Source organism: Ferrithrix thermotolerans DSM 19514, from assembly GCF_900128965.1.
Taxonomy (GTDB): domain Bacteria; phylum Actinomycetota; class Acidimicrobiia; order Acidimicrobiales; family Acidimicrobiaceae; genus Ferrithrix; species Ferrithrix thermotolerans.
In genome coordinates this window covers 36,587-63,152 of sequence record NZ_FQUL01000006.1, presented here as the reverse complement: position 1 = coordinate 63,152, position 26,566 = coordinate 36,587, and the positions used below count along the sequence as shown (strand labels likewise).

Below are 26,566 nucleotides of genomic sequence, written 5' to 3'. Positions count from 1 at the left end.
CATCCACGATAAACCACAATCCACCACCGCGCAATCATTTCTGCGAAAAAATACCTCTAAATGTGTACAACTGACCACCCAAAGCGATAACAACGCCACTTCAAGACGTTGATCGAGGAGGAAATAGGGAGTATGGAGCATGCCCTATGCTAGGTAGCCGGTCTTTGTAAGTTGCACTCCACATAGGGGACTAGCTCGCTGCGATTGATCTGCGAGGTTTCGCCAGAGCTGGAGCTATAGAACTCTCGAGTCGATCCTTTGGAGAATGTCTTCTTCTAACTGAGATAGGTCAGACTCCTTTAGTCCGTCGATCTCTACAGACAGAGAGCTCCACGTAACAGCAGATGGAACCTCCTTACCGAGGCGTAGAAGCACGGACGCAGCTTTGTCCTGTGTCTCATAGACAGGCACCATCAGATGAAATATCTTCCATCTCTTTGTTCGCCTAAGAGAAAGGCCAAGTATCTTCTTGCCAGAGGTCGTTATCTCACCATAGGAAAGGCCAGCAAAACATAGCTCTTTCCCACGCCCCAACAGGTCAGGAGACCGCACAACCCTGACGTCACTGAGTCCAAAGCTAACAAGCGCTGGAGCTATAACCTCTCCTATTCGCACGAGCTCGGCCCTATAGTCCTCAGTCAAAAACCCTTCTGTCGAGGGTAGGTAGATCCCCACCCAGATCTGTGCTTCAGGCTCGATCCATACAGCCCCTCCCCCGTTGTCTCTGACGACGACATCGGTGCCTAGTTCACTCAGCAGATCCGTAGCTTGATTTAGGTACCTGACCTGGCCTGCTCCAAGGGTAAGGGTGGAACGGAAGGTGCGAAAGCCAATGCCACACGGAGTATCTCCCGTTGGACGGTAGGAGAAGGCTGACGCAGCATCGGTTAGCGATCTTTGAGTTCGCATACCTAGATGGTAACTCAAAGAACAGACACCCATCGTCTTGGGAGCAGAAATATCCTAGGTGAAGCTTGCCATTAGACAACCACAAAAAGCCTTAGTTCACATTCCCTGTACAACCGAACCAAAGACAGATCTTATCTACAAAGCACAGCTAGACTCATCGACCATACGATAGCTGAACAGGGATCAAAGCGCCATGGCATCTCCTTGTCGCCGTCGTAGCCGAAGGCTAAAAGGATAGACGAGGCTTAGGAAGAGCTCCAACCTCCGGTCTAGCTATGACATACCCCTGAAACAACGTCACCCCGATCTCAAGCAGGGTTGCAACCTCTTCCTCGGTCTCTACTCCTTCTGCGACAACCCCTACCCCCAACTCTCTCCCCAACCGCACTACAGCCCCCACTACGGCTCGTTTCCTTGGGTCAGTGTCTATGTCTCGAACTAACATCATGTCCATCTTCAAAAGGTCCGGCCTCAGCCGGACGAGATGATTCAGACCAGAGAACCCCTCACCAAAGTCGTCCAAGGCAGTCATGAAGCCAAATGAGGCATAAGCTAAAAAGATCGATGCAAGGTGCTGCCTTGAGGTTACCCTTTCGCCCTCAACTACCTCAAAGATAAGTCGCTCTTTGGGAAAACAAAACTCTTCGGACGCCGCAAGCGTCGCTTTGATACAGCTTCTTGGTTCATAAACAGCGTTTGGTATGAAGTTTATGCTCAGCCTCGTGTCCATCTTCAACTCCGCTGCCTGGGCTATCGCAAGAACCCTGCAGCGCTGATCGAAGGAGAACATGTTGTTGGTATCCACAAGAGCTAAGACCTCAGCCGCAGACCTTCCATCTGCCCCTCTTACCAGTGCCTCATATGCGAAGATCTCTTGCTTTCTGAGATCGACGATGGGTTGAAACGCCATCGTAATCTCTAGGTCAAAGGGTTCTGTTTTGCAGGATCCATCGCAAGACCCTGAAATTGAAAGCTCCGAGGACATCAAATAACTCCTAACAAGCACATTGTCATGAGTTATTCGGACGGCAAGTCAGACAACTTTATACCGACTATGTATACACTATGCAATCCTTGCGCTTTGACTTTGCACACTACCGCCAAGGTAAGGAACCCACTCGGGTCTGACTACCCCTAGGGAGATAGCCCATGCCCTGCCTTTAGGGGGAGCTGGAGCCTTTCTAAGCACAAAGTTGGACTCTGATAGCAATCGATCCTCTTTGCGTGAGTTGCACGGCTTGCAACTAGCGACAACGTTCTCCCACACGTGCAACCCTCCGCGAGACCTCGGGATGACGTGGTCTATGTTCTCCGCAGGTGCTCCACAGTACTGACAGGTGTAGTTGTCTCGAGCAAATATCGCCCTCCTTGAAAGAGCGATCCTGGGAGTACGCGGAACGCTAACATAAGAGTTGAGACGAACGATTGACGGCTCTGCGACGGTGAGGGAAGCTGAATGAATGTCGTTACCCGTGCTTACTACAAGATCTGCTTTTTCCGTGACCATAAGAACAATGGCTCGCTTCGTAGAGACTAAACAGAGTGCTTCGTACGTCGCATTTAGCACGAGCACCCTGGACACGCTACCTCGCGCTCCTGCTTAGGTGCAAGAATACAGTAAAGAAACTAGAACTTCGGCGTACCTGCATTACGTCCATATACTCACCTACATGAGATCATAGCAGACAAAAACTGGTTTTTCCTGCACAGAACACCTCTACTTTGATAACTGCCTTTGAAGGTGACACCAGTTCAAGAACTCGATGACGTCTTTAAACCTTACTTTACCGCCTTTTCCCGCAAAGGTTTCGATCCTAAACTTTCGGTACTTCCTTAGTTGACTGAGATCGCCACCTGCAAATAGGGTCGCTAGTCCACTTAGAAGGTATAGCTGAACCACCCCTTCTTTGAGGGTTGACAACTTTATCTTGGCTGGACTCATACTCTAAAGACTACTTTGAGCTAGAGGCGTTCCAGGGGCCTTTATCTAAGCGTGGTTCCTTTGGAAGTCCAAGAACTAGTTCCCCAAGGATATTTTTTTGAATCTGGGAAGTTCCTGCGTAGATGGTACCTGCTCGCGCGTTTAGATACGTCATTACCCAGGAGTTTGAGGAGTTTGGAGCTCCGATATCGTCTGTCTGAAACGCTGAAGTAGGCTTTCGTCCCGACGGCACTAAAGCCTCTAGCCCAAGCATATCGACCGCAAGCTCTGTTACGACCTTATGGTACTCACTCCAGTAAAGCTTTGAGATTGAAGCTTCTGGACCCGGAGCACCCCCGCTTAGGAAACTGGTCAACGTCCTATACCCCAGGTACCTCATGATCTCTACTTTTGAGTAACAGTACGCAAGGCGGTCACGAAAGACAGGGTTGGACGACGCACCGGTCTCCTTCGCTAGCTCCAAGAGCCTGTCTAGCTCAGCACGAAAACGAATCGGTATCGTCGCTGCAGCCTCACCTCTCTCGTAACCAAGCAAAGTCATAGCCACAGACCATCCCTCTCCTGGAGCACCTACGATGTTGTCCTTGGAGGTCCGTGCGTCTGTGAAGAAGACCTCATTGAACTCGGACTCCCCGGAGATCATTTTGATCGGTCTAACCTCGACTCCAGGCTGATCCATCGGACAGAGCAAGAATGATATTCCTTTGTGTTTGGGCGCTTCTGGATCGGTCCGTGTTAACACAAATATCCAGTTGGCCAAATGACCAGCAGAGGTCCATATCTTTTGACCGTTTATAACCCACTCGTCTCCGTCTAACACAGCGCGACAGGCCAGATTTGCAAGATCAGATCCAGCGTTAGGCTCCGAATAACCTTGACACCACCTGTCCTCACCCGAAAGGATCCGTGGGAGAAACCTCTTTTTTTGCTCTTCGGTTCCCCAACGTATCAAAGTATTCCCGAGCATCTGAATCCCAAAAGCGTCGTTAGGGCCCCCTGAAGGCACACCAGCACGGGTAAACTCCTCTGCCAAGACCACCTGCTCCAACTGAGAGAGACCCGCCCCGCCGTACTCTTTGGGCCAGCCGACCGCAAGGTAGCCTTCTCGATACAAGACGTTACGCCACTTTTCAGTAAAGTCCGCCGCTTCGTCCCGGGATAGCCCTCCCACGCCCCTCCAGTCCTTGGGCAGATTGGAAGCTAGAAAATCTCTTACCTTTGCTCTGAACTTTTCAGCACTTTCGGGATAGGTGATGTCCATACCTAAACGCTAGCGCAGGGTTGAATCGGTTGCACATCAGGTAAGGGAATTTATTCCCTTCCTATAAAGGGCGACCGCAGCACCAGAGAGAGACGCAAAGTCAGGACCCAAAGTGGTTGGAAGGATCTCTACCTTCTCAGAAAACTCGAGTTTCGCATACCGCTTTAGTGCCCTGTTTGCCTCTTCAAAGAAGAGGTCTCCGTACCCCAACGCTACCGATCCGCCGACAAATACACATTCAAAGTCCAAAAGAGCCGCCGCCGAAGCGACCGCTCTTGCCAAGAGGTCACCACTTCTTATAATCCACGACTTAGGCGCTAGATCTGCGGTGATCCCTAGGATCTTCTGCGTGGAAAGACCGGATATCTCCGCCTCGAGACACCCAAGAGATCCACATGCGCAGAGATGACCACTTGGTTCTACAATGACATGGCCGAGATGTCCTGCATTACCTGACTCTCCATCGATGAGCCGACCGTCGCAGTAGAGTCCTGCACCTACGCCCGTGGAGACGACCATAGCCATAAAGTTGCGCTTTCCCTTGCCGCCGCCAAAGAAGGCCTCAGCCAAAGTTATCGCCTTGGCATCGTTGTCGATAAAGACAGGAAGACCGGCAATGCTCTCTAACCTGGAGCGAAGAGGAAAGTTACGCCAACCCGGAATATTTAGTGGCGAAACAAACTCGCCCATGGGAGACATCGGACCACCGCAGCCGACTCCTACAACGTCATAACTTTCTTTAGACGATACCTCTGCTATAGCTGAGCAGAGAACCGCAAAGAGCTCCTCTCCGTCGTACGACTTTGGAGTTGGAACCTTTTGAGAGCGAACTATCTCACCGTCTTTCGTTACAACAGCAACTTGAAACTTGGTGCCACCGATATCGATCGATAAGATGTTCAAACGACGTTTACTTGTCAGTCTTGGGGAACTTGCCCTTCAGCTTGCTGCCAAACTTGGCAACGGGAGAACCCTTTGGTCCCTGAGAGTTCTTTATCTCGTGCCAGCTTGCCTTGCCCATACGCCTCAAGTTTTGTTCGAAGACAAGCGCTGAACCGAGCATGACCAAAAACCCAATCAACCCTAAAAGGACCGATGTCGTAAACAGAGCAACCGTAAATACGAAGCCAAGAACGAAACTCAACGAAGCCCACTTTAGATTTCGACCCGAGTGTTTATAGACGGTCTCGGAACGCATACGGTCAGCGAAGGCCGAATCGTGCTCGTAGAAGCTCTTTTCTATCTCTGAGAGTACCCGCAACTCGTTCTCTGACAGCGGCATAACTCCTCCTTGGTCAAAATCTACAGGACTAACTAAATTCCCTAAAATTAACTTTACTACGAACAACGCACAATTGACTACCCAATAATCCCACAGATATATCGATCTTTATTTATCCGAATTGAAGGAATATTTTTAACAGAGCCCTTCGTAGTTAATTTATGCAGTTACGTCTATGGGTATATAACTCACCGGTACCTAACTGCTATTTTAGAAACGATAATCACAGCCATCATGCATATTATGCATGAACTGCTCCTAGCGGAAAGCCCACTACCGGATCTTAGCCTCAAGAATTAAAAAACCCTTAAAACACTCCAAGAGATCCGACCATGCGGAACCCTTCAGCGAAGGCTTTCCCACATTTTCCTCCTGCATCTTTGGCCATGTGTTCGATGGCGTCCCTAACTGACTCCTCATCACCGGAGATCTGGCTTTTGTGGCTGAGTACCGCTGTAACCTTCTTTTCCACAGTGCCCGTTATGTCGACAAATACATCTGGAGCCAAGGTCCCACTTAGCATCACCGCTGAGACAACATGGGCCTTTCCCCGGTCAGGATAGTACTTTGGCAGTCCGCAGGCCGGGTACACTGCGTCTAGAACCGCCCATCCTATCTCGCGATGGTCTCTGTGGTTAAAGTAGTGATCGGAGAAAAACACAGCGGTTGGATCCGGTGCCAGAACCACCTCTGGCTTTACGCTGCGGACAATCTCGACGATATCAGCACGAAGGGTTTCGTCGTTTACGATCTCACCATCGTCGATATTGAGAAAATGCAAAGCACTGAATCCCAAAATAGCAGCTGCCTCCTCAACCTCGCTACGGCGCTTGGCCGCCACCTCTTTGATATCTGCATCGGGATCTTTAGTCCCCTTCTCTCCCTTTGTGCAGATGACCACATGGACATCAGATCCTTCGTCGATCCATTTTTTTAGCGTTCCTCCGCAGGCGACATCTGCATCGTCCGGATGAGCATAGACCGCCAGTACCGGATTCGGCACTATCGAAAGAAGCTCAGCTTTCACTTACGGGGCCTTTGAAATTGCAACGATGGTTCTATCGATCATCTCGTCGTCTACATCCTTATGAGTAACCAAACGTACATATCCAGGAGCAACGGAACCGCCTAGCACATCTGCTTGTGAGAGATGGGTCAAAAACGCCTCTGGGTCTGGATGAGAAAAGACGACGATATTAGTCTGAACTGAATCGGGGTCCAAGACCTCTAGTCCGTAACGAGCTGCAATTGCCTTGGCTAGCTTTCTGGCCCGCCGATGGTCCTCGGCAAGCCTGTCGCGCATGGACTGTAGAGCCACGAGTCCAGCTGCTGCTAGGACTCCCGCCTGTCTCATCTGCCCTCCAAGTATCGCCCGCTCTTTCCATGCGTTTTCAATGAACTCCTTGCTACCTCCAAGCAGGGAGCCCACGGGGGCGCCGAGTCCCTTAGATACACAGCTCATCACCGAGTCAACGTGTTGTGCATACTCCGAGGGTTCAATGCCGGTAGCTACCGATGCATTAAACAGCCTTGCCCCATCCATGTGGATCTTTGCCTCAGGGAACAAAGAGCGTATCTCTTTGAGCACCTCTAGCCCTATCGGGACTCCTCCTGCTGGCATATGTGTATTTTCCACGCAGACTACCTTGACCGGCAACCCAAGAAACTGGAAGATATCCCTTTGCTCTTCAAGCTCTCTTACACTAAGAGTCCCTCGGTCATCTCTCACCGGGACGATCTGAACGCCTGAGTTGATCGCACTACCCATCCTCTCGTATTGAAGGACATGTTGTCTGGCACCCGCCAATACCACATCTCCAGGTGAGGTCCACGTTCTCATGGCGACCTGATTAGCCATCGTCCCTGAAGGCACAAACAAAGCAGCCTCTTTCCCCACAAGCTCTGCGTAGTAGGCCTCAAGTTCGGCCACTGTCGGATCTTCGTGGTAACGGTCGTCGCCAACGACGGCGTTCGCCATAGCTTCTCTCATCTCGATGGTTGGTTTCGTTACAGTATCAGACCGGAGATCTACGACCTCACCATTTTGAGTCGCAAAGGGTTTCATGAGTTCCATGCCTAAAACCTACCACCGCAGTAATGGTCCAAGTCAACTAATCTGGTCGAGTGAACACTGCATCTAGGTACGAGCTTCTAAATCTTGCCGAGCGCGCCAGCGCCCGAGCCGCTGCACACATAAAGGCTAGCCGTCGGGACCAAAACCTGGAGATCAAGACCAAGTCGTCCCCGACCGATATGGTAACTAAGGTAGACAAAGAGACAGAGAACATAATACGAGAGATACTGCTATCGGAGCGACCCAACGACGGCTTCATGGGAGAAGAGACAGAGGAGGTCGACTCGTCTGAGATCACCTGGATAGTGGATCCCATAGATGGAACGACAAACTTCATATACGACTTTCCCGTGTATGCCGTCTCCATAGCCGCAAGAGACAGCGATGGGCAGATACAGGTAGGAGTGGTAACCGATGTCTATCACGACGACGTGTACTATGCGACCTACAACGGCGGTAGCTACCTGAACAATCGAGCGATACAGGTCTCAAAGACCACCGAGATGTCCAAAGCCCTCATAGCAACAGGGTTCTCATACGACGACAAGATCCGACTCCGCCAAGCCAACACCTTAGTAACCCTAATTGCAAACGTTAGAGACATAAGAAGGGCCGGAGCTGCGTCCCTCGACCTCTGCTACCTGGCGGCCGGACGCACCGACGGATACTACGAGATAGGACTTTGGCCCTGGGACTACAGTGCTGGAACCCTGGTAGTGAGAGAAGCCGGTGGTGCCGTAGGCTCTCTATTTTCAGAGGAGCCCTCAGGAGAGTTGACCATTGCCGGAAATCCTTCGATCTACAAGTCACTGAAGAGACATCTACTCCACTTTAGCGATGCCCTCTAGCCTCAAATGGGCCGAATCGCAGGTCCTAGTTGTCTAGTTATAAAGATCTCTCATACGCTTCAACGTCGCTACAATCGACTCTCCGTTGCGTTTGGGTATCTTGAGACTCTCATAAAGAAGCGGAGATCGCGCCTCACCCCAGTAAAAGATCTCAGTGACCTTGGTAGAGCCATCTTCGACGTCTTCTAGGAGGTACCTCCAAACATGCCTACCCATATGCCGCCACGCAATGGAGTAACCCTCCACAAACTCAACTACCTGATTGGTGATCCGATAAGGAACCAAAAGGCGCATGTTCATAGAGAAGGTTGCATTCAAATAGAGTCTCTTTGGAGCTTGCAGAGAACCTTTGACGGTTCCAGATCCGTCAAAGAGCGCGTGTTTTGACGGATCGGCCAGGAGTTCAAAGAGATCAGATCTGGGAGCTGTGACCATCACCCAAGCGCCTATGCTGCGGACTCCGTCTAACTGCCTAAGTTCCAATTCCTTTGCATCACTCACCAACATCTCTATCATCCTCCCGTTTCTCAAGCACTGCCGGAGAGACAAATGAGGCCTCTTCGGTGAAGTCCTGAAGCCGCTCAAACCCCTTGTAAACAGAGGCAAAGCGCATATACCCCACCTCATCGACCTCGAAAAGCCGTCGTAAGACGATTTGACCTATCTCTTGCGAGGTTACTTCCTCCTTGAACGATCGAATCTCCTCCTCGACGTCGGCCGCCAAAGCGTCGATCTCCGAGTCCGAAAAGGGTCGATTTTTCAAAGCTGCTCTCATGCCTTGTGCCACCTTCTCCCGATCGAAGCTCTCCCTAGCGCCTCTTCTTTTGAGCACGACAATCTTTGTATCTTCGGCGACCTTTTCAAATGTGGTAAACCTACGCCCACATGCCAGACACTCGCGCCGACGTCTCACGGCGTCCCCATCATCGACCGTTCTCGAGTCCACAACCCGATCTTCATCCCTAAAACAGTAAGGGCAGCGCAAACCTATCACTCAATCCATCATTGGCCTACAGATAAAATCTATATGCTCATGCAGAAGATTCTTTAGGTGATGCCGCTGACCACAGCTTTTATGATAGTTCACCTATGCCGAAGGGAGTTGTATAATCTCTCCGGGATAAATCAGCGCGTTAGGCCCTACCTCCTGTTCCAAGGAGTAGAGATATTGGTTGAGATCAGACCCGTCACTGTAGCGAAGCGCTATCGAGTACAAAGTATCCCCGGGCTTTACCACATACTCCCTAGCTACAACGGCGCTTTGGCCCTTGGAGGAGATAAAGTGCGAGTAAAGTCCCAGTCCTACAAAGGCCAGTGCTACCATAAACAACCCGTAGCACAACCAGAGATAGATTCGCTCTCCTATCTTTCCATGGAGAGTATTAGCGGGGTGAGAGCCTGGGATTGAGTAATCTTCGAAATAGGTTGAAGATTTTTCATTTAATGCGAACATATGTTCTACTGTACTACAGATTCGCACACATGTTCTAATTTAAAGTTACAATAGTTTTTATGAAAAGATCGAGCCCTCAGCTACCGACAGCCCAACAGAGACAGATTATGGACTTTATTAAAAAGGTAGTCGCAGAACAGGGCTACCCTCCATCGGTACGCGAAATAGCGGACGCCATTGGATTTGCGTCGCCATCGACCGTCCAGTACCACCTGCGAGCTCTCGAAAAAGCCGGACAGATCGTGAGGGACCCAACAAAACCACGTGCGCTTAGCATTACCCAAAGCCCTGACTCTTTAGCCCCAGAGAAAGGTGACGAGCCGGTCCTCCTGGTTCCCCTACTCGGAGACGTAGCCGCCGGAGTTGGGGTATTAGCTGAGGAACACTTTGAAAACACCTTTGCTGTTCCTTCAGATCTCATAGGTTCACAATCTGGAAAGCTCTTTGCCCTGAAGGTTAGGGGCGACTCCATGGTAGATATCGGAATCTTCGAAGACGACGTGGTGGTGGTCGGCTCTCAAAGAACCGCGAAACACGGAGACATCGTGGTAGCACTTATAAATGGAGGACAAGATGGAACCGTAAAGGTCTACGAGGACCGAGATGGAGTTCCCAAGCTGAGAGCCAGAAACTCCACCTACAGCGAAGAACGCTCCACCATCTACTTCAGCGACGAACGAGACGGCGTTATCGGTAAGGTTTTAGGTCTGATGCGGACCTACTAGTTAGGCACTCCTACAACCCTCTACAGACTCTGTCTCTAGATGGCTGCACCGTGCTCGCGCAATAGGTCGTTCAAAAGCGTCTTGTTGTGGCGCTCGCCCTCGTTCAATCTCTTTATCACCAATACACAAGGAAGGCCAAAGGTACCACCGGGAAAGCTCCTAGTTCGTGTACCTGAGATACACACCGACCAAGAGGGAACTTCACCTCTTGAAAGCTCTTCGCCAGTATTTACATCAATGACAGGGATCGAGGGGTTCAAGATCGTGCCAGCTCCCAAGACGGCACCTCTTCCGACCCTCGCTCCTTCGGTAACCATGGCACGAGATCCTATGAAGGCATCGTCTTCTACTATAACCGGCCTCGCCTGAGCTGGTTCTAAAACTCCACCTATCCCCACACCTCCAGAGAGATGGACATTGCTACCTATCTGAGCACACGAACCAACCGTGGCCCAGGTATCAACCATGGTATTTTCTCCCACGTACGCTCCGATATTTACATAGGATGGCATGAGCGTCACGCCACGTCCCAAGTAAGACCCAAATCGCGCAGAGGCTCCAGGCAGTGCCCTTACTCCAATCTCGGAGTAGTTCTTCTTTAGGGGAAGCCTGTCTAAAAACTCAAAAGGTCCTACCTCATAGCGTACGAGGTTGCGCACTTTAAATGAAAGTAGAATAGAGTACTTAAGCCACTCATTTACGACAACATCTGCGTTCTGATCAATGAAGGCAACCTTCTCCAGTCCTCTGTCTAGTAGATCTAAGGCCTCAAATACAGAGTCTCTGGCATCTACATCTTCGGTTCCTAAGGTGTCTCTGCGCTCCCAAAGCGACTCGATCTCTTCCTTTAGACTCACTCAGTCCTCCTCATATACGAACGTCTTGAACCCTATGCGCCAATACCTTGATCGTCTCTGTTGTTGCCACCATCGCTATGCGCACACAGACTCCATCTGCGCCGTAAAGCTCACCAGGCGACGATACGAAACCGCCAGCCTTTGCCAGCCAGTTTGCAAAGTCAAATCCGCTAACAAAGGCTCCCGCTGGTGCCTTTGTCCACAGATAGAAGCCGCCTTCGGGCAGAGGCGCTTCGAGACCAATCCTTCCTAGAGCCTCGCTCATTATCTGCAGTCGCTCTAGATACCTACTCCGCTGAGTCATGACGTGACCGTCGTCCATTAGAGCTCCCGCTGCTGCGTCTTGAATGGGGCCTGGAACCATCATCCCGCTGTGCTTACGGACCTCGGATATGTACTCAACGAGTTCAGGGTCTCCACTGTAGGTGCCGACCCTAAGCCCAGCCATGTTCGACCGTTTAGACAGTGAGTGCACAGCTAGGACCGCTCTAGTCCCGAACTCCAGCGCAGACTTAGCCCGCCCATCCCACGTAAAGTCCGCATAGCACTCGTCTGAAGCAACAACGACACCGTGTTTGGAAGCCCAAGCTAGAGCCTCTCGCATCCCTGCGTTCTTTCCAGTGGGGTTTGATGGGAGATTGAGCCACAACAAAGCCGAGTCTTCAACCACCGACTCTGGCAAAGAGTCCAAAAGCAGTAGACCCGACTCGTCCTGTGGGACCTTGAAAGGGACGCAGCCGGCTAAGAGGGCCCCCATCTCATAAGAAGGATAGGAGATCTGAGGAAATAAAACCGTGTTTTTATTTGGATTTATAAGTCTTAGATAACGTGGAAGTGAGACTATAAACTCCTTCGAACCCAAAGTAGCACCTATTGAACTTGGGTCGATCTCTACCCCAAAGGTTCGCTTCATCCAAGCCGACGCCGATGACCTAAGCTGCAGCGTACCGAAGGATGGGGGGTAACTTCTCTCCTTCCCTGAAGTTGCCAGTGCAGAGGGCACAAATAGAGGCGGTGGATCAACAGGGGTTCCGATCGAGAGGTCGACAACCTCATCAAACAAGGTCCTCGCCGACGCCTTTATACCGTTTAGCAGGTCGTAGGGGTATGGAGGTAGCTTAAAGCCAGTAGAGGACTCTGAACGAAAATACATAGCCTACGTAGTTTACCAATCACTACATCCCCCAAAGACATCAACTACCACCACCGTCTACATCAGACCAACCCAAAAGGATCAACCGGGGCGCTTTGACTCGATTGAATCACCTTTGAATCACCTTTCATCTACTTCGCTCAGCATCTTCTCAAGCAGACCAAGCGACGCCGGTTCCAACCTTACAAGTACGTTTATGCCGTCTTCGTCGATTCTCTCCGATAGGATCTCTCCCTCTCTGTGCAAGAAAGCCAGGAGCTCTCCATGTTGCAGGGGAACCGAGATCTCCTTCAGAACCGCTCTTCTGCGCAGTCGACCTGATATCTCAGAGAGTAACTCATGAACACCTTGACCGGTTAGGGCAGATACTAGGACCGCACCGGGCACCACCTTTTGAATATGCTCGGAACTTTCAAGGAGGTCCACCTTATTTATGGCTACGACCTCTTCCACTTTACCTGCTCCGATCTCATCTAGAACCTCACGCACAGCCTTCATCTGCTCAAGCGCATTGAGCGAGGAGCCGTCAACCACATGGATCAAAAGATCCGCCTCAGAGATAACCTCCAAGGTTGACCGGAAAGACTCGATAAGCTGGTGGGGAAGTTTTTTTATAAAGCCAACGGTATCAGTCAAAGTGATGCTCTCCCCACCTGGAAGGCTCAGCCTTCTGGTTCTGGGATCCAAAGTCGCAAAGAGCCTGTCTTCTGCCAATACGCCTGCATTTGTCAGCTGATTCATAAGGGTCGATTTGCCGGCGTTCGTATACCCCACGAGCGACACAGTTGCCCCTCTCGATCTCTTTCGGGATCGTCTCTGAAGCTGTCTAGTGCTTTGAATCGCCTTCAACTCTCGTCGCAGCGCTGACATACGCTCAAGTAGACGGCGACGGTCTTCTTCTAGCTTTGTCTCTCCTGGTCCTCTGGTTCCGATTCGCCCAACCTGCTGAGAGAGCGCCTTCCCTTTCCCTCGAAGCCTTGGGAGTCGGTAGGACAAAAGCGCCAACTCAACCTGCGCCTTGCCCTCTGGTGTAGAGGCGTTTTGCGCAAAAACATCCAAGATCACCGCCGTTCTGTCGATCGCGGTCCTTCCAAAGATCTTCTCTAGATTTCGTTGTTGCGCTGGTGTCAACTCCTCATCAAAGACGACCGTGTCTACGTCTAGCACTTCAGAGAGTTGATGAATCTCCTCCGCTTTTCCAGCGCCAACAAAGGTGGCCGGATCGGGACGATCCCTCCTTTGGATCACTCGTCCTACCACCAAGGCTCCTGCAGTGTCCACCAAAAGAGCAAGTTCGTCGAGGTCACTTTCTACCTCTTCATAGCTCTTTCCACCCAAAGCCACCCCAACCAGTATGATTCTCTCCTGAAAGGAGCGTTCAATAAGCGTCATAGATGGCCGACGCTGGAGTCAGGTGCATATATGTCACCCACATAAACAGATGGTCCTTCCAGCCAGAGCGTCTCCGCATCGGAGAGTCCATCTCCCCCACTTACCCAGAGAGAGCCTCCTGGATTTAGGATCTCGACTCTTTCGTCCAATGTAGCGACCTCTGACAGGGCTGTAAATGAGGCCACAGATCCAGTGCCACACGCCAAAGTCTCACCCGCTCCCCTCTCCCACACCCGTAGATGTACCTTCGAATGACTCTCAAGGTAGACCCACTCGATGTTTGCCCCACCTTCAAAGGCACCCTCTAGCTCAGGACCGATCTTCGATAGAGGCTGCGATCTAAGCTCTGAGATATCTTTGCACTCGATCACGAAGTGGGGATTGCCAACGTCAACGAGATACCCCTTCACGCCTAGAACCTCTTGAGCTGTGACCTTTGCACGGGGCATCTCAACGCTAGAGAGAAGAACCTGAGGGGCGACAAAACCAAGAGCCTGAACCCTCCTCGGTCCCGCAAGCGTATCGAGGGTTACAGCGTCTTTAGCCTCCATCGCCTGAACCCTCACCAAGTGGTGGATAAGGCACCGCACCCCGTTTCCGCTCATCTCGGCGATAGAACCGTCAGAGTTCACCAGGTGCATATAAGCACCACCTAGTTCTTTGACGAAGGTCTCGATCACCCCGTCGGCACCAAATCCGTATCTCCGATCACAAAGACGCCTTACGTCATCAGAGCTAGTTAGGTCGCCTTCACTCTGTAGGAGTCGAACCAAGAAATCGTTTCCCAAACCGTTATACTTTGAGTACTGCGTAACTACCTCTTTCATACATAAAGATACACTCAAACTTACTGAGTCCCATCTAGTCGCTCGAGAACCTCGTCCAGGGTCTCGATCCATAGGATGCGACTGTCTCTTCTAAGCCAAGCTAGTTGGCGTTTAGCCAGATTCTTCGTCCGCCGAACGGTAAGCTCAACGGCCTCATCGTAATCAAGCTCTCCCCTAAGGTAAGCCGCAAGCTCCTTGTACCCGATAGCCTGGGCTGCCGTTCTGGATATCACCTTATCGCTCTCGATAACTGCGGCCACCTCGTCGATCCAGCCCTGCTCGAGCTGTAGATGGATCCTCTCCTCGATACGCTTGTACAACACCTCTCTTGAGACCTTCACCCCAAACTGAAGCACTCCTCCCGCACCATCTGGATTCGAGAAGACCTCACCGTAAATGCTTTTATGCATGCCTGACCCCAAAGAGACCTCAAGGGCACGAATCACCCTTCGGTCGTTAGTGCTAAGTATCTTCGATGCCGCCTTCGGATCCACGGTCTTCAAAATTTGATAAAGGACTCCTTGCCCTAGATGTAAAGAGACGGTCTCAAGCCAGAGCCGCAGGCCACTATATGTTGGCTGGGGTGTAAGACCATCGACCACGGCTCTTAGATAAAGGGATGTTCCTCCCACATAAAGGGCCGTCTTGAAGCGCCTCTCTATCTCCTCTTTCATCTTCTGGACCAAAGTTATGAACTCCGCTAGTGAGAACTCTTCTACTACCGAGACCACAGAAATCAAATGATAAGGGTGACCGGCAAGTTCGGTTTCTGTTGGTTTTGCAGTTCCAACGCTAAACTCTTTGTAGATCGTCATCGAATCAACCGAGACAGCCTCGTAGTGTGGGAGCAGCTCCATCAAATCAAGCGCAAGCCTCGTCTTGCCACTCGCTGTTGGGCCTACTATAGCTATGGGACCTCTGTACACCTCCCTCACATGATAAGAGGTTTCACGCACTTAGCTCACTGCATCACAAGAACAGCGATCACATTTAGGACAGAATTCGGCATGATTTTCTGTATCACCTACGAATATGTATGTGTGACTAAAAACATCTCAAAGAAAAAGACTTTGAAACCTGGCACATCTTTTGCAGAGGTATACGACCAAGCCGCAAAGCTCGCTCCCTCAGCCTTTTATCCTGGTAGGATAAATAATCTCTGGGGAGGTAGATGGAGAGAAGAGGGAGAACCAAACCCAACCTACTCCCCTGTAGACGGCTCCATGATCGTAGGGCCCTCCCTACTTGAGACCGACCAGGCCGCCGTAGCACTTCAAGCCTGCGTCAAAGACCACTTTGACTGGCTCAAGGTTCCTCTCTCCGAGAGGAAAGAGCGCATCGCAAAGGTGGTAAGCAAGATTCGGGAGAACCGCGAACTCCTTGCACTCCTGCTGGTCTGGGAGATAGGTAAACCCTACCAACAAAGCCTCGTCTCCGTCGATAGAACGACAGAAGGCGTTGACTGGTATATCGAAAACATCGACGAGATGTTAGTAGGTCGTGGTCCTCTACCTGGACCGGTGTCCAACATCGCCTCTTGGAACTATCCACTTTCTGTACTAGCTCACTCCATGTTGGTGCAGATGCTGGCTGGAAACGCGGTGATCGCAAAGGCCCCCACAGATGGGGGTGTAGCTGCTCTTACACTTGCTATGAGCTTTGCGGTCGACGAGGGGCTTCCCGTCACTTTAGTATCAGGGCTTGGAGGAAAGCTTTCCTCGGTGTTGGTCCGCTCCCCTGAGATCGGATGCCTTGCCTTTGTGGGAGGAAGAGACACAGGCGGTCAGATCGCCTCAGAGCTGGTACGCACGGACAAGAGACACATGTTAGAACAAGAAGGACTGAACGCCTGGGGCATATGGAACTTCTCTAACTGGGACAAACTCGCTAAGGACGTGAAGAAAGGTTTTGACTACGCAAAGCAACGTTGCACCGCGTACCCCCGCTTTGTCGTCCAGCGACAGCTGTTCGATCAGTTCCTGGAGATGTATATCCCGGTCCTAAAGTCTTTGAACGTAGGACACCCCTTGGCGGTATCTGATCCTTCAGATCCAATCCCTGCCGTTGACTTCGGACCGCTTATCAACAAGGCGAAGGCTCAGGAGCTAGAACGAACCGTCGAGGAGGCGATCGAACGTGGCGGCACCCCCTTATACCGAGGAAAGTTGAACCCTGAGAACTTCATTGAAGGTCAAGATCTCTCCGCATATCTGGCGCCGCAGTCCATCTTGGAACCTCCAAAGTCATCCAGCCTCTATCACGCAGAGCCCTTTGGACCGGTAGACACCATCGTGCTCGTAGATACAGAGGCAGAACTGCTCGCTCAGATGAACGTATCGAACGGAGCACTAGTCTCCTCAATCGCTTGCGACGACATCGACCTCGCCTCTAAGTTAGCCCAAGACGTAAACGCCTACAAGGTCGGCATCAACCAGGTCCGCTCAAGAGGCGACAAGGCCGAACCCTTCGGTGGAAAAGGAGCCTCGTGGAAGGGCGCCTTCGTGGGTGGCAAGTATCTTGTACAAGCAGTAACGGAGGGGCCTCCAGGTGAGAAGCTCTTTGGAAACTTCCCCGACCATCACACCTACCCGCCCCTTGAGGACTAAAGCGATCCGACTAAAGCGCAAGCATCGCCCCAAACCTACGGCTTTAGGGCGATGCTCTGCCTTACCCTAGGTCTAGATATTACCCTATCTACCTCTCCTCGCAAAAAGTGTGGGGCGGCAGATCCGATACGGACACCGATCAAGTCGCCTTCGCTTAGCTCTAGATCGCTTGGGGGCACAAAGTGAACCAGCTTGTTTTGCCTAGTTCTGCCGCTGAGCACAGAAGAGTCTCTCTTAGAAGATCCTTCTACCAAGACCTCTTCAACACGTCCCACCCTCGCTTCATGTTTGCCTAAAGCAGAGACCTCCACTACCTCCTTTAGAGCATCGAAGCGAGTCTGGACTATCTCCGGATCGATGAAGCTCTGCGTCATCTCTGCAGCCCTGGTTCCGGGTCTTGGAGAAAATATAAAGGTAAACGCTCCGTCGAAGTTCGCCTCTTCGACTACTCGAAGAGTATCTTTGAAGTCCTCATCACTTTCTCCGGGAAAGCCAACGATAATGTCGGTAGAGACAGCCAGATCAGGTACTATCGAGCGCGCTAATCTGAGTCTCTCAAGGTACTTTGCGGAGCTGTATCCCCTGCGCATCTCTGAAAGAACCCGGTCAGAGCCTGATTGAAGCGGGAAATGTAGCTGCTCGCAGACCGCCTCCGTCTCCGACATAGCCTCAAAGGTCTCTATAACCATATCCTTTGGATGAGGAGAGGTAAACCTTACCCTAGAGATGCCCTTGACAGACCCTACCGCCCTGAGCAGATCCGAAAAGAGAGGACGTACCCTTGGCCTTGGGTCCAGGAGCCACCTCTCCCCACTCCAACGCTCAAGATCTCCCTCGATCTCGCCCTTACGAAGAGAAAGCGTAATGTCACGGCCGTAAGAGTTGACGTTTTGTCCGAGCAAGGTAACCTCTCGCACTCCACTACGAGCGAGAAGACGCACCTCATCCACGATGTCTTGAAACGGCCGAGACACCTCTTTGCCCCTAACACTTGGTACGATACAAAACGCACAGGAGTTGTTACAACCGGTCTGTATGCTCACCCATGCCGAGATCGAAGACTCCCTCTTCATAGCGATCGAAGAGACCTCGTCGTACTCCTTTGGCGCATCTAAGAACTCCATCTCTGCTTTAGAGCCATCCGCACGAGATAAAAGATCAGGAATGGAAGAGAGGTTAAAGGTACCTACCACCACGTCCACATAAGGAGCCTTCTTGGCAACGAGTTCCTTGTCTTTTTGAGCCAAACAGCCGGCTACTACGATCTTCATACCTGGCCTTTCGGCCTTTAGTGCACTTAGATGACCGAGGTTGCCGTAGAGCTTGTTGTCTGCGTTCTCACGTATACAACAAGTATTTAGTACTACAACGTCCGCCGTATCTATGCTGTTAGAGGCTTCATATCCGACCTCTGACAGGATCCCTGCAATACGTTCGGAGTCGTGCACGTTCATTTGGCAACCAAAGGTCTTGACAAAATAATGCTGACTCACGTCTAACTAGCCTAAAGGTCTAAGCTTTAGGTTCTAGCACCACAAGGCCTCACAATACCTCTTAGCTAGTCCTCCATGAAGCTGTCTTCGGGAATCTCCTGAACCGACCCATGAGTAAGGATCCCTGGAGCGACGTTGTTTATCAACTCCCTAACCTTCATATCCAGTTCAGACATAAGCTGAGGATTGGTCCTAAGAAACACCTTGACGTTCTCCCGCCCCTGACCAAGCTGTTCACCATCGTAGGTATACCAAGAGCCTGACTTCTTTATGAGACCGAGCTCCACCCCTACATCCAATAGAGATCCTTCACGCGATATCCCCTTGCCATACATTATGTCAAACTCGGCTTGCCTAAAGGGGGGCGCGCACTTGTTCTTTACGACCTTGACCCGGGTACGGCTACCAACTATCTCGGTGCCTTCCTTTATGGCTTCGACCTTTCTGATGTCGAGACGCACAGATGAGTAAAACTTAAGAGCTCTTCCTCCGGTAGTTACCTCCGGAGAGCCGTACATAACACCGATCTTTTCTCTCAGCTGATTGATAAAGATGGCGATCGTATTTGATCTAGACAGGGTTCCTGTAATCTTGCGAAGAGCCTGCGACATAAGGCGTGCCTGCAGACCAACGTGAGAGTCTCCCATATCACCTTCAATCTCTGCCCTTGGCGTCAGGGCTGCGACAGAGTCGATGACGATTACGTCTAAAGAACCTGACCTAATAAGCATGTCGGCGATCTCAAGTCCCTGTTCACCTGTGTCTGGCTGCGCTATAAGGAGCTCATCGATGTCCACCCCGATAGCTTGTGCATAGATCGGGTCCAGAGCGTGCTCGGCGTCGATGTAAGCACAGTTGCCTCCCTGCCTCTGCGCCTCAGCGACCACGTGAAGGGCTAAGGTCGACTTTCCAGAGGACTCTGGACCAAAGATCTCTATAACTCTACCTTTTGGAAAACCTCCTACACCAAGGGCAAGATCCAAAGCCATCGCCCCGGTAGATATCGCCTCTATGGCAAGTTGAGGACTCTCCCCCATCTTCATGATCGAACCCTTACCAAACTGCTTCTCGATCTGCGAGATAGCTACCTCTAACGCCTTTTCCCTATCCATCATCACTCCTCAGCTGGTTATCTACAATCCTATATAGATAACTTACAAATGTGTAGTTACAAAACCCGGTAGATAATCTTAGAACACATGTTCTATAATAACCTCAGCTAACACACTAAGCATGAAATCTGGGAGATTCCTTCAGGTAAAGACGAAGAAGATCTAAGGCGGTCATGGTTGCGTACCATCTGATACGCTCCCTATCCCCGCCAAATAGAGTCAGACGGGTATAACTTGTCTCGCCATCTCCGATGCCGATCCAGACCGTTCCCGGATCGTTTCCTTCCTGGGTTTCAGGTCCGGCAACTCCGGTCAACGACAGACCCAAGTCACTTTGCAGAACCCTCTTTACACCCATAGCCATCTCTGAAGCCATCTCCGAGGAGATAACCGGGAGATCCCTAGCCCCAAGAACGGTCTGTTTCACCTCAGTGGCGTAAGAGACCACTCCTCCTCGAAAATAAGCAGAGGCTCCAGGGTTTGCCACGATCTTGGAGGACACCATACCCCCCGTAAGGGACTCAGCTACAGAGAGAGTCTTGCCCTTTGCAAGCAACAGATCACCAACGACCGACTCCATCGTCTCAGAGTCGTAACCAAAGATGTAGTCGCCAAGGATCTTCTCTAGCCGACCTCGCTCATCTACGAGCATTTCGTTAACCTCTGCATCACTTTGGCCTTTGGCTGTAGCCCTCACCTTAAGTCCCTCCATGCCCGAGGCCAAAAAGGCAAGCGTTAGACCCTCCTCAGAATCGAGACGCTCGATCTCAGGTGCCAAAGTCTCCGCAAGTTTCGACTCACTCAGACCCCATGTTCTAACTACCAAAGATTGGATCTTTGTAGACGAGCCACTTCTTCTTAGAAGGTCAGGGAGAACCGCTCTATCCAGCATATCTTCGAGTTCATAAGGGACGCCGGGCATAGCGTAAAGCACCTTGTGTCCAAGGCTACATATAAGTCCCGGAGCCGTGCCTCTTTGCTGTTCTATGACTGTTGCTCCCTTGGGCACGAGAGCTTGGCGTTCGTTGTTCTTGGGCATCTGACGTCCCAGGCGATCAAAGAAGGAACGGACCTTGGCCAAGACCGTCTCGTCAAGTACAAGATCGACCCCCATGACCTCAGCTATGGCTTCCCGGGTAATGTCATCCTGGGTTGGACCTAAGCCTCCGCAGACGATTACCGCATCGCATCTGGCGAGCGCCGCTCTTAGAACAGACACGATTCGTCCGTGATTATCTCCCACACGGCTTTGGTAATAACAGTCGACCCCTATCTCTGTCAACTTGGCTGCGATCATCGCAGAGTTCGTGTCTATGACTTGACCTAGGAGAAGCTCCGTACCTACAGCTACTATCTCGGCGCGCATACATTACCTTTCCAACGAGTAAGAAGACCGATCAGAACGGTTTCCACTTACGCCATAACTCAACAGGAGCCTACCATCCAAACCAACTCTAAGCCATGAATGCAACACAGGCGATGAGCACTAGCGTTGGCAGAAGCGATTGATATCGGCGCTTAGGTCGCTAAAGATGCATTTCGGAAGTATTGGTACGCCGATACGATAGCAAGAGCCGTAGCCAACAACATAAGCGGAGAGATAAAGAGCGCAAAGCTACGATAATCTGGCAAGAGTGCAAGCTCTATCACAAAGAGCTGTGACACCATCTTAAGTTTTCCTAGCATGCCTGCCGGTACAGAGACGCCATTTTTGAGAGCGAAGGTTCGATAAAGACTGACAGCGAGTTCCCTAACACCCATGATCAACACCAGCCATATAGAGATGCGCCCCAAATAGACAAGTACCCCAAAGGTCGAAAAGACCATGAGCTTGTCGGCCAATGGGTCAAGAAACGCTCCTGAACGGGTCGCACCTTGTTTTCGCGCCACAAATCCATCGAAACCATCGGTTAGGGCCAGGACAAACCACATCGCCGCAGGCCAGTAGCTACCTTTGTCGTTTAGGACGAAAACCACTACAAGAGGCGTAGCTAATATACGCAATAATGTTATGAGGTTTGCCGGTGTCCTAATAGCTGTGGGACCATAAACGCTGCTAGTCATCTAACTATACTTTAGAGCGTTTTGACCCGTTTGACCACTAAGTCAAGGCCATTAGTGTCTATCACTTTTCCTTCTATGAAACTACCAACATGAGCATCACCGACCACCTTACATAAAGCGTCTATCTCTGGGGTCTCCCTAAAGGATCGCCCTTTACCTTCGCTGTCGATCAGCACCGACACCTCTTTGCCCAGAAGTGACATCCGCTTGATCCGGGTAATCCTGTCTTGTATCTCGCTCAGCTCGTTTATCCGCTCTACGGCTAAGGAACGCTCTATATGATCACCCAAGGAAGCAGCATAGGTACCTTCTTCGTGTGAAAATGCGAAAAAACCAACCCAGTCCAGCTGGGCTTCTTCTATGAAGTCTCGTAGTATCTCTTGGTCTTCTTCTGTCTCACCTGGATAGCCGAGAATGAAGGAAGTACGAAATACAGCTTCTGGCCTAAGAGACCGGATTCTTTCGATCTTCGAAAGCACGGCCTTTGCAGATCCCACACGCTTCATTCTTCTTAGGAGCTGGGCGCTAACGTGCTGTAAAGAGAGGTCGAAGTACGGAACAGGGGACGCGGCCACCATATCGATCAACGACTCTGTAAGTCCGGTGGGGTAGATATAAAGCAGCCTTACCCATGGCACCACTTCTTGAACAGTCTTGTATAAAGTCTCAAGATATGGACGTCCATACAGATCAGCCCCGTAGTTTGCTAGATCTTGGGCGACCAGGACAGCCTCTTTTACTTCAAGCTCTAATATCTCAGCGACGATCTCCTCGATGGACTTTGAAACCTGTCTACCCCGGAAAGACGGAATCGAACAGAAGCCGCAGTTTTTGTTACAACCCTCTGCAACCTTAACATAGCTCCATGGCAGCGAAGCCTTTCTGCGTGGGAGCCTCAGGAGATCCATTACAGGCAGATCGTCTCTTGCGCCAGCTTCTCGTTCTGCACCCCTCGCCTTGCGGCCTATGGTAACACCTACTGCAACCGACGCTGAGAAGTCCTCTCCAAAACCCGCTACGATGTCGACTTCGGGGAGAGCATCGGCTAGCTCCGACTTGTATCTTTGGGCCAAACAACCTGTGACCACCAGCTTTGCGCCATCCGCTTTCAACTCCGAGAGTTCAAGTATGGTTTCGATAGACTCTTCTCGAGCAGCATCTATAAAGGCACAGGTGTTTACAACCACCACGTCCGCCTCGTCCACCTTGTTCGCCTCGCGCAGACCTTTAGCTTCAAGCTGGGTGATGAGACGGTCGGAGTCGACCTGATTCTTTGGACACCCAAGGGTCTCAAACCAGTACTTAGTCAATCGAACACACCTTAGAAAGAAACTATGATGGCCAAGCCTAGACGACTACGGCCTTACTTTATTGCGCTATACCTTGAAACCGGTCATAGTCTGCGCATCGTTATCCGCCAAAGTCTCCTTGGAAGCGCACCCTCTTCGAAGAGCGAGACCTCTTCAAGCTCGAACCCTTCTGCGAGTCTTTCAACCAACGACCTATCGAAGAAGTGAACGGCAAAACCTCCATTTTCGTAGATTCCGTCCCCAAGATCTGTTCCCGCCCCAAAGTGGGCGTCACCGACGTGTCGTACGGTGTAGATACATATGCCACCTGGACGAAGTACCCGACGCACCTCCGCCATGGCCCCAATGAGCTCCGCCGTTGAAAGCGCCATACAAAAAAGCATGTGAGAGAAGCATCCACCAAAACTCTCGTCCTCAAAGTGTAGCGGGTCGCAGATATCGTGTGTTAGCGTGATCAGTCTGTCACTCAACTTAGCAGTACTCGCCTCTTCAGCAATCGCCCTGAGACCAACGCTAGAGTAGTCCAAAGCACTAACACGCAGCCCAGCCTCCAACATAGGTAGCGTATCGCGACCCTGACCAGATCCAAGCTCAAGTATTTCATAAAGCCCTGACTCTATGAAACGTTGTGTCGCATAGACCCCCGCAAGGCTGGGTTGCTCGCCGTACATCTTTGGATTATCAAGGTAGGTTTTCTCCCAGTGACTGTACTGACTGTGATGTACATCCACTAGATCGGCCATCTTCGACTCCATCTCTTGAACCACCCTTCACATATGGGCTACGCCCAAGCAGCGTACATACTAAGGATCCTGGATTATCTATCAACAAAAAATCGCTAAGGCAGCCAGATTGGCTTGACGCAAAATAAGTGTAGTAAATGGATCCGAACCCATCGATCCATCAAGACAACATCGCCTCCATGAAGTACAAGAGAAGGGATCCGTAATCGTTCTTCGCAGAATCTAAAGTGAAAGCGAGTGTTTTGGGCTCGTAGATACTCATAGGCAATCTATACAAGCGTCCCCCTTTCACGAATCGAGTACTTTTTCAACGCCTCTGTGATCGACTCCTACGGAAAGTACCTGAGCATCTATCTCTAATCGATCTAGGTGTTTCCTTGTGCATGCCACTACCGACTCAGCATCACTGGAGCTGGAAAAACCGATCATCGTCGGACCCGCACCCGACCAGGTCGCACCGATAGCTCCAGAGTGGATCAACACATCGATGATTGAGATCGCCTGTGGAAACAGCTGCGACCTTTGTAGCTGATGGAGCCTGTCGTCAAAGAGTCCCTGCTGGAGTCTTGTAATATCTGCCAAGGCATGAGATAAAAGTACCGCCCTTTGAAGATTGAACACCGCGTCTTCCCTTGGCACCAAAGGCGCTAAGGTCTTTCTAGCCTCTTCCGTGGAGAGTCGAATCCTTGGAACCACTAGCACAAGACGGATTCGACTATCAACCTCTAGTCTTTCGAAGATGGGATCACCATCGATGCATCCAGCCGCCACAAGGCCCCCAGCGTATGACGCTGCAGCGTTTTCAGGGTGCCCTTCAAGTCCTACCGCCAAAGACAGTGGATCCTTAGCTCCAAGTGCTGTAGCTACGGCGACCGAGAACGCAGCCGATGAACCGAGACCTCTAGCAAGGGGTATCTCTGATCGAATATCGAGATGAACATGGTCGTGACCAAGAACCTTTTTAGCGATCACAGATCCCATGTGGTTTGCATCGCTCCTTAGCTCAGAGCCTTCTCCGTTCGCCGTTACCCTAAAGTTCTTTGAGGGCGTGGCTCTAACCTCTAGATACATGCCTATGGCCAACGCAAGGACATCGAAACCGGGTCCGAGATTGGCGCTCGAACCAGGCACCCTTACTACACCCTCGACGATCAAGAAAGCAACACCCCCAACAAAGATTCGACTCTTGATCGTTAGAGTCTAGAGATGAAGTAGGCGATAGCTAATCGGAGTGGATCCAATAGCGGCTCCGGCAATCAGCGGCGTGCTTAGATGCTGCTCCCCGACCATCATCGTCAAAGTACCTACGACCTGTCCTTCTTTGATGGGGGCTTTCTTTACCTTTATCGAAAAGCTGTCCGACTCGGTCAGACCCGCCCATTCCTGGACCGTCAGGGTGTCTTTCGCAAGTACTGGGATCGACCCCTTCCCAGGAACCGTTATCGACCCTACGACCCCACCGGCTTTTACAACCTGAACTGTCTTAGGAACAGAGGCTGCCGCCTTCACAAGACTTTTCGCAGCATCCAAAGCGGTAATGAGTGGCTGTAGCCCTTGTTGACCAAGGACGACACCGACTATCTTATCGGTAGCACCACCCGCCACGTTGACATCGGCAGCAAAGGCAAAGTCCCCACCATTTGGAGTAGATCCGGTCTTCACCCCAACTATCCCGTCGTGTCCCAGATCGTAGTCAACGTTGTACACAGTGCCAGCCACCGGTAGAGTTGCCTGAGGCTCTGCAACGATCTGAGCCAACACGGGGTTCTGTTCCACCAACTCGGCGATCTTTAGCTGATCCTTCGGTGTTGAGACAGTTGTGGGCGTAAGTCCGGAAGGATCGGTGTATGTCGTACCGGTCAACCCTAGTTTCTTAGCAAATGCGTTCATCTTGCCCACAAAGGCACTCACAGATCCTGCATCCCACTGCGCTAGCGTAACCGCCAGATTGTCTGCAGATGGAATCAAAAGCCCTTCCAACATCTGGTACTCGCTCAAGGTCTCGCCAGGAGCAACCGCCATCACCGAGTCCACCGCAGCTTGCATCTGAAGGTAGGTTTGGTAGTCCGACTGGGTGATGGTTATCGAGGGACCGTTCTGCCCAAGGGAAAGAGGGTGATCTTGGACGATCAGCAAAGCCGTCGTCATCTTTGCTACCGAAGCAATAGCGATGGGAGACTTTGATCCGTGTGAACCAAACGATCCCACTCCTTGAATGTCCAGAGTAGCGGAGCCCTGAGAGGGCCAAGGCAAAGACGGTGCCTGTCCTGGTACCAGTGCTGGAACATTTAGAGATGATGTAAAGTTAGGCGGAGGCACAGGTCTTAGGAGTTGGACAACGCCGACCACAACGATCAGGACCGCTACAACAATCAAGGCTGCTAATACTCGTCTAAGAGCGTACCCTCCACGTGAGGAGTGAGAACCGTATCCCCTCGAGGAGCCTCTAGCCGCTGTCCAGGAACCCTTGTCTTTCCTCGCCACACATACCTCCCACAGTTCTCACAACTCGGGC

The 26,566-nt window shown here is 51.3% G+C and carries 28 protein-coding genes; 3 read left to right on the top strand and 25 right to left on the bottom strand.

Annotation, left to right across the window (positions count from 1 at the left end; genetic code table 11):
• Positions 1-234: 234 nt before the first annotated feature.
• The 9 genes from BUA24_RS03555 to BUA24_RS03515 all read right to left on the bottom strand — a co-directional run bounded on the left by BUA24_RS03555 (position 235) and on the right by BUA24_RS03515 (position 7,468).
• Complete coding sequence (locus BUA24_RS03555; RefSeq protein ID WP_143146368.1) at positions 235-927, bottom strand: lipoyl protein ligase domain-containing protein; 693 nt, start codon at positions 925-927, stop codon at positions 235-237.
• Between the two features lie 208 nt (positions 928-1,135).
• A complete protein-coding gene (locus BUA24_RS03550) occupies positions 1,136-1,894 on the bottom strand; it encodes an EAL domain-containing protein (RefSeq protein ID WP_072788774.1) in 759 nt (252 codons plus the stop codon).
• A gap of 78 nt (positions 1,895-1,972) precedes the next feature.
• Positions 1,973-2,491: an HNH endonuclease gene (locus BUA24_RS03545; protein WP_072788773.1), complete on the bottom strand. Its 519-nt coding sequence runs from the start codon at positions 2,489-2,491 to the stop codon at positions 1,973-1,975.
• 135 nt (positions 2,492-2,626) lie between these two features.
• The gene (locus BUA24_RS03540) at positions 2,627-2,851 is read right to left on the bottom strand and encodes a hypothetical protein (protein ID WP_072788772.1); all 225 of its coding nucleotides are present in this window, start codon (positions 2,849-2,851) and stop codon (positions 2,627-2,629) included.
• Between the two features lie 10 nt (positions 2,852-2,861).
• Positions 2,862-4,112 carry an acyl-CoA dehydrogenase gene (locus BUA24_RS03535; protein ID WP_072788771.1) on the bottom strand — a complete coding sequence of 417 codons (1,251 nt, stop codon included), beginning with the start codon at positions 4,110-4,112 and terminating at the stop codon, positions 2,862-2,864.
• Positions 4,113-4,148: 36 nt separating this feature from the next.
• Positions 4,149-5,015, bottom strand: coding sequence for an ROK family protein (locus BUA24_RS03530; protein ID WP_072788770.1), 867 nt, complete (start codon positions 5,013-5,015; stop codon positions 4,149-4,151).
• 7 nt (positions 5,016-5,022) lie between these two features.
• Positions 5,023-5,394 carry a DUF3040 domain-containing protein gene (locus BUA24_RS03525; RefSeq protein ID WP_072788769.1) on the bottom strand — a complete coding sequence of 124 codons (372 nt, stop codon included), beginning with the start codon at positions 5,392-5,394 and terminating at the stop codon, positions 5,023-5,025.
• 307 nt (positions 5,395-5,701) lie between these two features.
• On the bottom strand, positions 5,702-6,421 hold the full coding sequence (locus tag BUA24_RS03520) for a PIG-L deacetylase family protein (protein WP_072788768.1): 720 nt from the start codon (positions 6,419-6,421) through the stop codon (positions 5,702-5,704).
• Entirely contained in the window at positions 6,422-7,468 is a 1,047-nt protein-coding gene (locus tag BUA24_RS03515) for a threonine aldolase family protein (RefSeq protein WP_218587398.1), read from the bottom strand. It abuts the gene before it with no gap.
• A 50-nt stretch (positions 7,469-7,518) separates the two neighbouring features.
• On the opposite strand from BUA24_RS03515, the gene BUA24_RS03510 reads away from it, so the two are divergent.
• A complete protein-coding gene (locus BUA24_RS03510; protein ID WP_072788767.1) occupies positions 7,519-8,316 on the top strand; it encodes an inositol monophosphatase family protein in 798 nt (265 codons plus the stop codon).
• A 33-nt stretch (positions 8,317-8,349) separates the two neighbouring features.
• On the opposite strand, the gene BUA24_RS03505 is transcribed toward BUA24_RS03510, so the two are convergent.
• The 3 genes from BUA24_RS03505 to BUA24_RS03495 all read right to left on the bottom strand — a co-directional run bounded on the left by BUA24_RS03505 (position 8,350) and on the right by BUA24_RS03495 (position 9,769).
• Entirely contained in the window at positions 8,350-8,823 is a 474-nt protein-coding gene (locus tag BUA24_RS03505) for an SRPBCC family protein (protein ID WP_218587397.1), read from the bottom strand.
• Positions 8,810-9,310 (bottom strand): transcriptional regulator NrdR, encoded by a 501-nt coding sequence (gene nrdR, locus BUA24_RS03500; RefSeq protein WP_272867279.1) that lies wholly within the window; start codon positions 9,308-9,310, stop codon positions 8,810-8,812. Before nrdR ends, BUA24_RS03505 begins: the two co-directional genes overlap by 14 nt.
• A gap of 93 nt (positions 9,311-9,403) precedes the next feature.
• Positions 9,404-9,769, bottom strand: a complete 366-nt coding sequence (locus tag BUA24_RS03495) for a LysM peptidoglycan-binding domain-containing protein (RefSeq protein ID WP_084660157.1) — start codon at positions 9,767-9,769, stop codon at positions 9,404-9,406.
• 59 nt (positions 9,770-9,828) lie between these two features.
• On the opposite strand from BUA24_RS03495, the gene lexA reads away from it, so the two are divergent.
• Positions 9,829-10,494, top strand: a complete 666-nt coding sequence (lexA, locus tag BUA24_RS03490; RefSeq protein ID WP_072788765.1) for a transcriptional repressor LexA — start codon at positions 9,829-9,831, stop codon at positions 10,492-10,494.
• Between the two features lie 35 nt (positions 10,495-10,529).
• On the opposite strand, the gene BUA24_RS03485 is transcribed toward lexA, so the two are convergent.
• The 5 genes from BUA24_RS03485 to miaA form a co-directional block, all read right to left on the bottom strand.
• Complete coding sequence (locus BUA24_RS03485; RefSeq protein ID WP_072788764.1) at positions 10,530-11,351, bottom strand: 2,3,4,5-tetrahydropyridine-2,6-dicarboxylate N-succinyltransferase; 822 nt, start codon at positions 11,349-11,351, stop codon at positions 10,530-10,532.
• 10 nt (positions 11,352-11,361) lie between these two features.
• Entirely contained in the window at positions 11,362-12,504 is a 1,143-nt protein-coding gene (locus tag BUA24_RS03480) for an aminotransferase class I/II-fold pyridoxal phosphate-dependent enzyme (RefSeq protein WP_072788763.1), read from the bottom strand.
• A 120-nt stretch (positions 12,505-12,624) separates the two neighbouring features.
• Complete coding sequence (hflX, locus tag BUA24_RS03475; RefSeq protein ID WP_072788762.1) at positions 12,625-13,896, bottom strand: GTPase HflX; 1,272 nt, start codon at positions 13,894-13,896, stop codon at positions 12,625-12,627.
• The gene (gene dapF, locus BUA24_RS03470; RefSeq protein ID WP_072788761.1) at positions 13,893-14,723 is read right to left on the bottom strand and encodes a diaminopimelate epimerase; all 831 of its coding nucleotides are present in this window, start codon (positions 14,721-14,723) and stop codon (positions 13,893-13,895) included. Before dapF ends, hflX begins: the two co-directional genes overlap by 4 nt.
• Before the next feature lie 20 nt (positions 14,724-14,743).
• The gene (gene miaA / locus BUA24_RS03465) at positions 14,744-15,649 is read right to left on the bottom strand and encodes a tRNA (adenosine(37)-N6)-dimethylallyltransferase MiaA (RefSeq protein WP_178138688.1); all 906 of its coding nucleotides are present in this window, start codon (positions 15,647-15,649) and stop codon (positions 14,744-14,746) included.
• Between the two features lie 81 nt (positions 15,650-15,730).
• Between miaA and BUA24_RS03460 the strand changes: the two genes are divergently transcribed.
• Positions 15,731-17,329, top strand: coding sequence for an aldehyde dehydrogenase family protein (locus BUA24_RS03460; protein WP_084660154.1), 1,599 nt, complete (start codon positions 15,731-15,733; stop codon positions 17,327-17,329).
• A gap of 35 nt (positions 17,330-17,364) precedes the next feature.
• Here the strand turns inward: BUA24_RS03460 and miaB are convergent, their stop codons facing one another.
• From miaB to BUA24_RS03420, 8 genes are all read right to left on the bottom strand, one after another.
• Positions 17,365-18,822: a tRNA (N6-isopentenyl adenosine(37)-C2)-methylthiotransferase MiaB gene (miaB, locus tag BUA24_RS03455; protein WP_143146367.1), complete on the bottom strand. Its 1,458-nt coding sequence runs from the start codon at positions 18,820-18,822 to the stop codon at positions 17,365-17,367.
• Between the two features lie 65 nt (positions 18,823-18,887).
• Positions 18,888-19,937: a recombinase RecA gene (recA, locus tag BUA24_RS03450; protein ID WP_072788758.1), complete on the bottom strand. Its 1,050-nt coding sequence runs from the start codon at positions 19,935-19,937 to the stop codon at positions 18,888-18,890.
• Between the two features lie 112 nt (positions 19,938-20,049).
• Positions 20,050-21,300: a competence/damage-inducible protein A gene (locus BUA24_RS03445; protein ID WP_072788757.1), complete on the bottom strand. Its 1,251-nt coding sequence runs from the start codon at positions 21,298-21,300 to the stop codon at positions 20,050-20,052.
• Between the two features lie 152 nt (positions 21,301-21,452).
• Positions 21,453-21,998, bottom strand: coding sequence for a CDP-alcohol phosphatidyltransferase family protein (locus BUA24_RS03440; protein WP_072788756.1), 546 nt, complete (start codon positions 21,996-21,998; stop codon positions 21,453-21,455).
• 11 nt (positions 21,999-22,009) lie between these two features.
• On the bottom strand, positions 22,010-23,308 hold the full coding sequence (gene rimO, locus BUA24_RS03435) for a 30S ribosomal protein S12 methylthiotransferase RimO (RefSeq protein WP_072788755.1): 1,299 nt from the start codon (positions 23,306-23,308) through the stop codon (positions 22,010-22,012).
• An 83-nt stretch (positions 23,309-23,391) separates the two neighbouring features.
• Positions 23,392-24,063 carry a class I SAM-dependent methyltransferase gene (locus tag BUA24_RS03430; protein ID WP_084660153.1) on the bottom strand — a complete coding sequence of 224 codons (672 nt, stop codon included), beginning with the start codon at positions 24,061-24,063 and terminating at the stop codon, positions 23,392-23,394.
• 276 nt (positions 24,064-24,339) lie between these two features.
• Positions 24,340-25,206 carry a homoserine kinase gene (locus BUA24_RS03425; RefSeq protein WP_072788754.1) on the bottom strand — a complete coding sequence of 289 codons (867 nt, stop codon included), beginning with the start codon at positions 25,204-25,206 and terminating at the stop codon, positions 24,340-24,342.
• 45 nt (positions 25,207-25,251) lie between these two features.
• Positions 25,252-26,535 carry a D-alanyl-D-alanine carboxypeptidase family protein gene (locus tag BUA24_RS03420; RefSeq protein ID WP_084660152.1) on the bottom strand — a complete coding sequence of 428 codons (1,284 nt, stop codon included), beginning with the start codon at positions 26,533-26,535 and terminating at the stop codon, positions 25,252-25,254.
• Between the last annotated feature and the right edge of the window lie 31 nt (positions 26,536-26,566).

Bases quoted from the DNA above. Each gene is read 5' to 3' on its own strand.
- BUA24_RS03480 (WP_072788763.1), bottom strand. From the start codon at position 12,504: ATGTATTTTCGTTCAGAGTCCTCTACTGGCTTTAAGCTACCTCCATAC.
- BUA24_RS03495 (WP_084660157.1), bottom strand. From the start codon at position 9,769: ATGTTCGCATTAAATGAAAAATCTTCAACCTATTTCGAAGATTACTCA.
- BUA24_RS03430 (WP_084660153.1), bottom strand. From the start codon at position 24,063: ATGGAGTCGAAGATGGCCGATCTAGTGGATGTACATCACAGTCAGTAC.
- BUA24_RS03460 (WP_084660154.1), top strand. From the start codon at position 15,731: ATGATTTTCTGTATCACCTACGAATATGTATGTGTGACTAAAAACATC.
- BUA24_RS03505 (WP_218587397.1), bottom strand. From the start codon at position 8,823: ATGTTGGTGAGTGATGCAAAGGAATTGGAACTTAGGCAGTTAGACGGA.
- recA (WP_072788758.1), bottom strand. From the start codon at position 19,937: ATGATGGATAGGGAAAAGGCGTTAGAGGTAGCTATCTCGCAGATCGAG.
- lexA (WP_072788765.1), top strand. From the start codon at position 9,829: ATGAAAAGATCGAGCCCTCAGCTACCGACAGCCCAACAGAGACAGATT.
- BUA24_RS03445 (WP_072788757.1), bottom strand. From the start codon at position 21,300: ATGCGCGCCGAGATAGTAGCTGTAGGTACGGAGCTTCTCCTAGGTCAA.
- BUA24_RS03515 (WP_218587398.1), bottom strand. From the start codon at position 7,468: ATGGAACTCATGAAACCCTTTGCGACTCAAAATGGTGAGGTCGTAGAT.
- BUA24_RS03525 (WP_072788769.1), bottom strand. From the start codon at position 5,394: ATGCCGCTGTCAGAGAACGAGTTGCGGGTACTCTCAGAGATAGAAAAG.
- dapF (WP_072788761.1), bottom strand. From the start codon at position 14,723: ATGAAAGAGGTAGTTACGCAGTACTCAAAGTATAACGGTTTGGGAAAC.
- BUA24_RS03535 (WP_072788771.1), bottom strand. From the start codon at position 4,112: ATGGACATCACCTATCCCGAAAGTGCTGAAAAGTTCAGAGCAAAGGTA.
- BUA24_RS03540 (WP_072788772.1), bottom strand. From the start codon at position 2,851: ATGAGTCCAGCCAAGATAAAGTTGTCAACCCTCAAAGAAGGGGTGGTT.
- hflX (WP_072788762.1), bottom strand. From the start codon at position 13,896: ATGACGCTTATTGAACGCTCCTTTCAGGAGAGAATCATACTGGTTGGG.
- BUA24_RS03440 (WP_072788756.1), bottom strand. From the start codon at position 21,998: ATGACTAGCAGCGTTTATGGTCCCACAGCTATTAGGACACCGGCAAAC.
- BUA24_RS03550 (WP_072788774.1), bottom strand. From the start codon at position 1,894: ATGTCCTCGGAGCTTTCAATTTCAGGGTCTTGCGATGGATCCTGCAAA.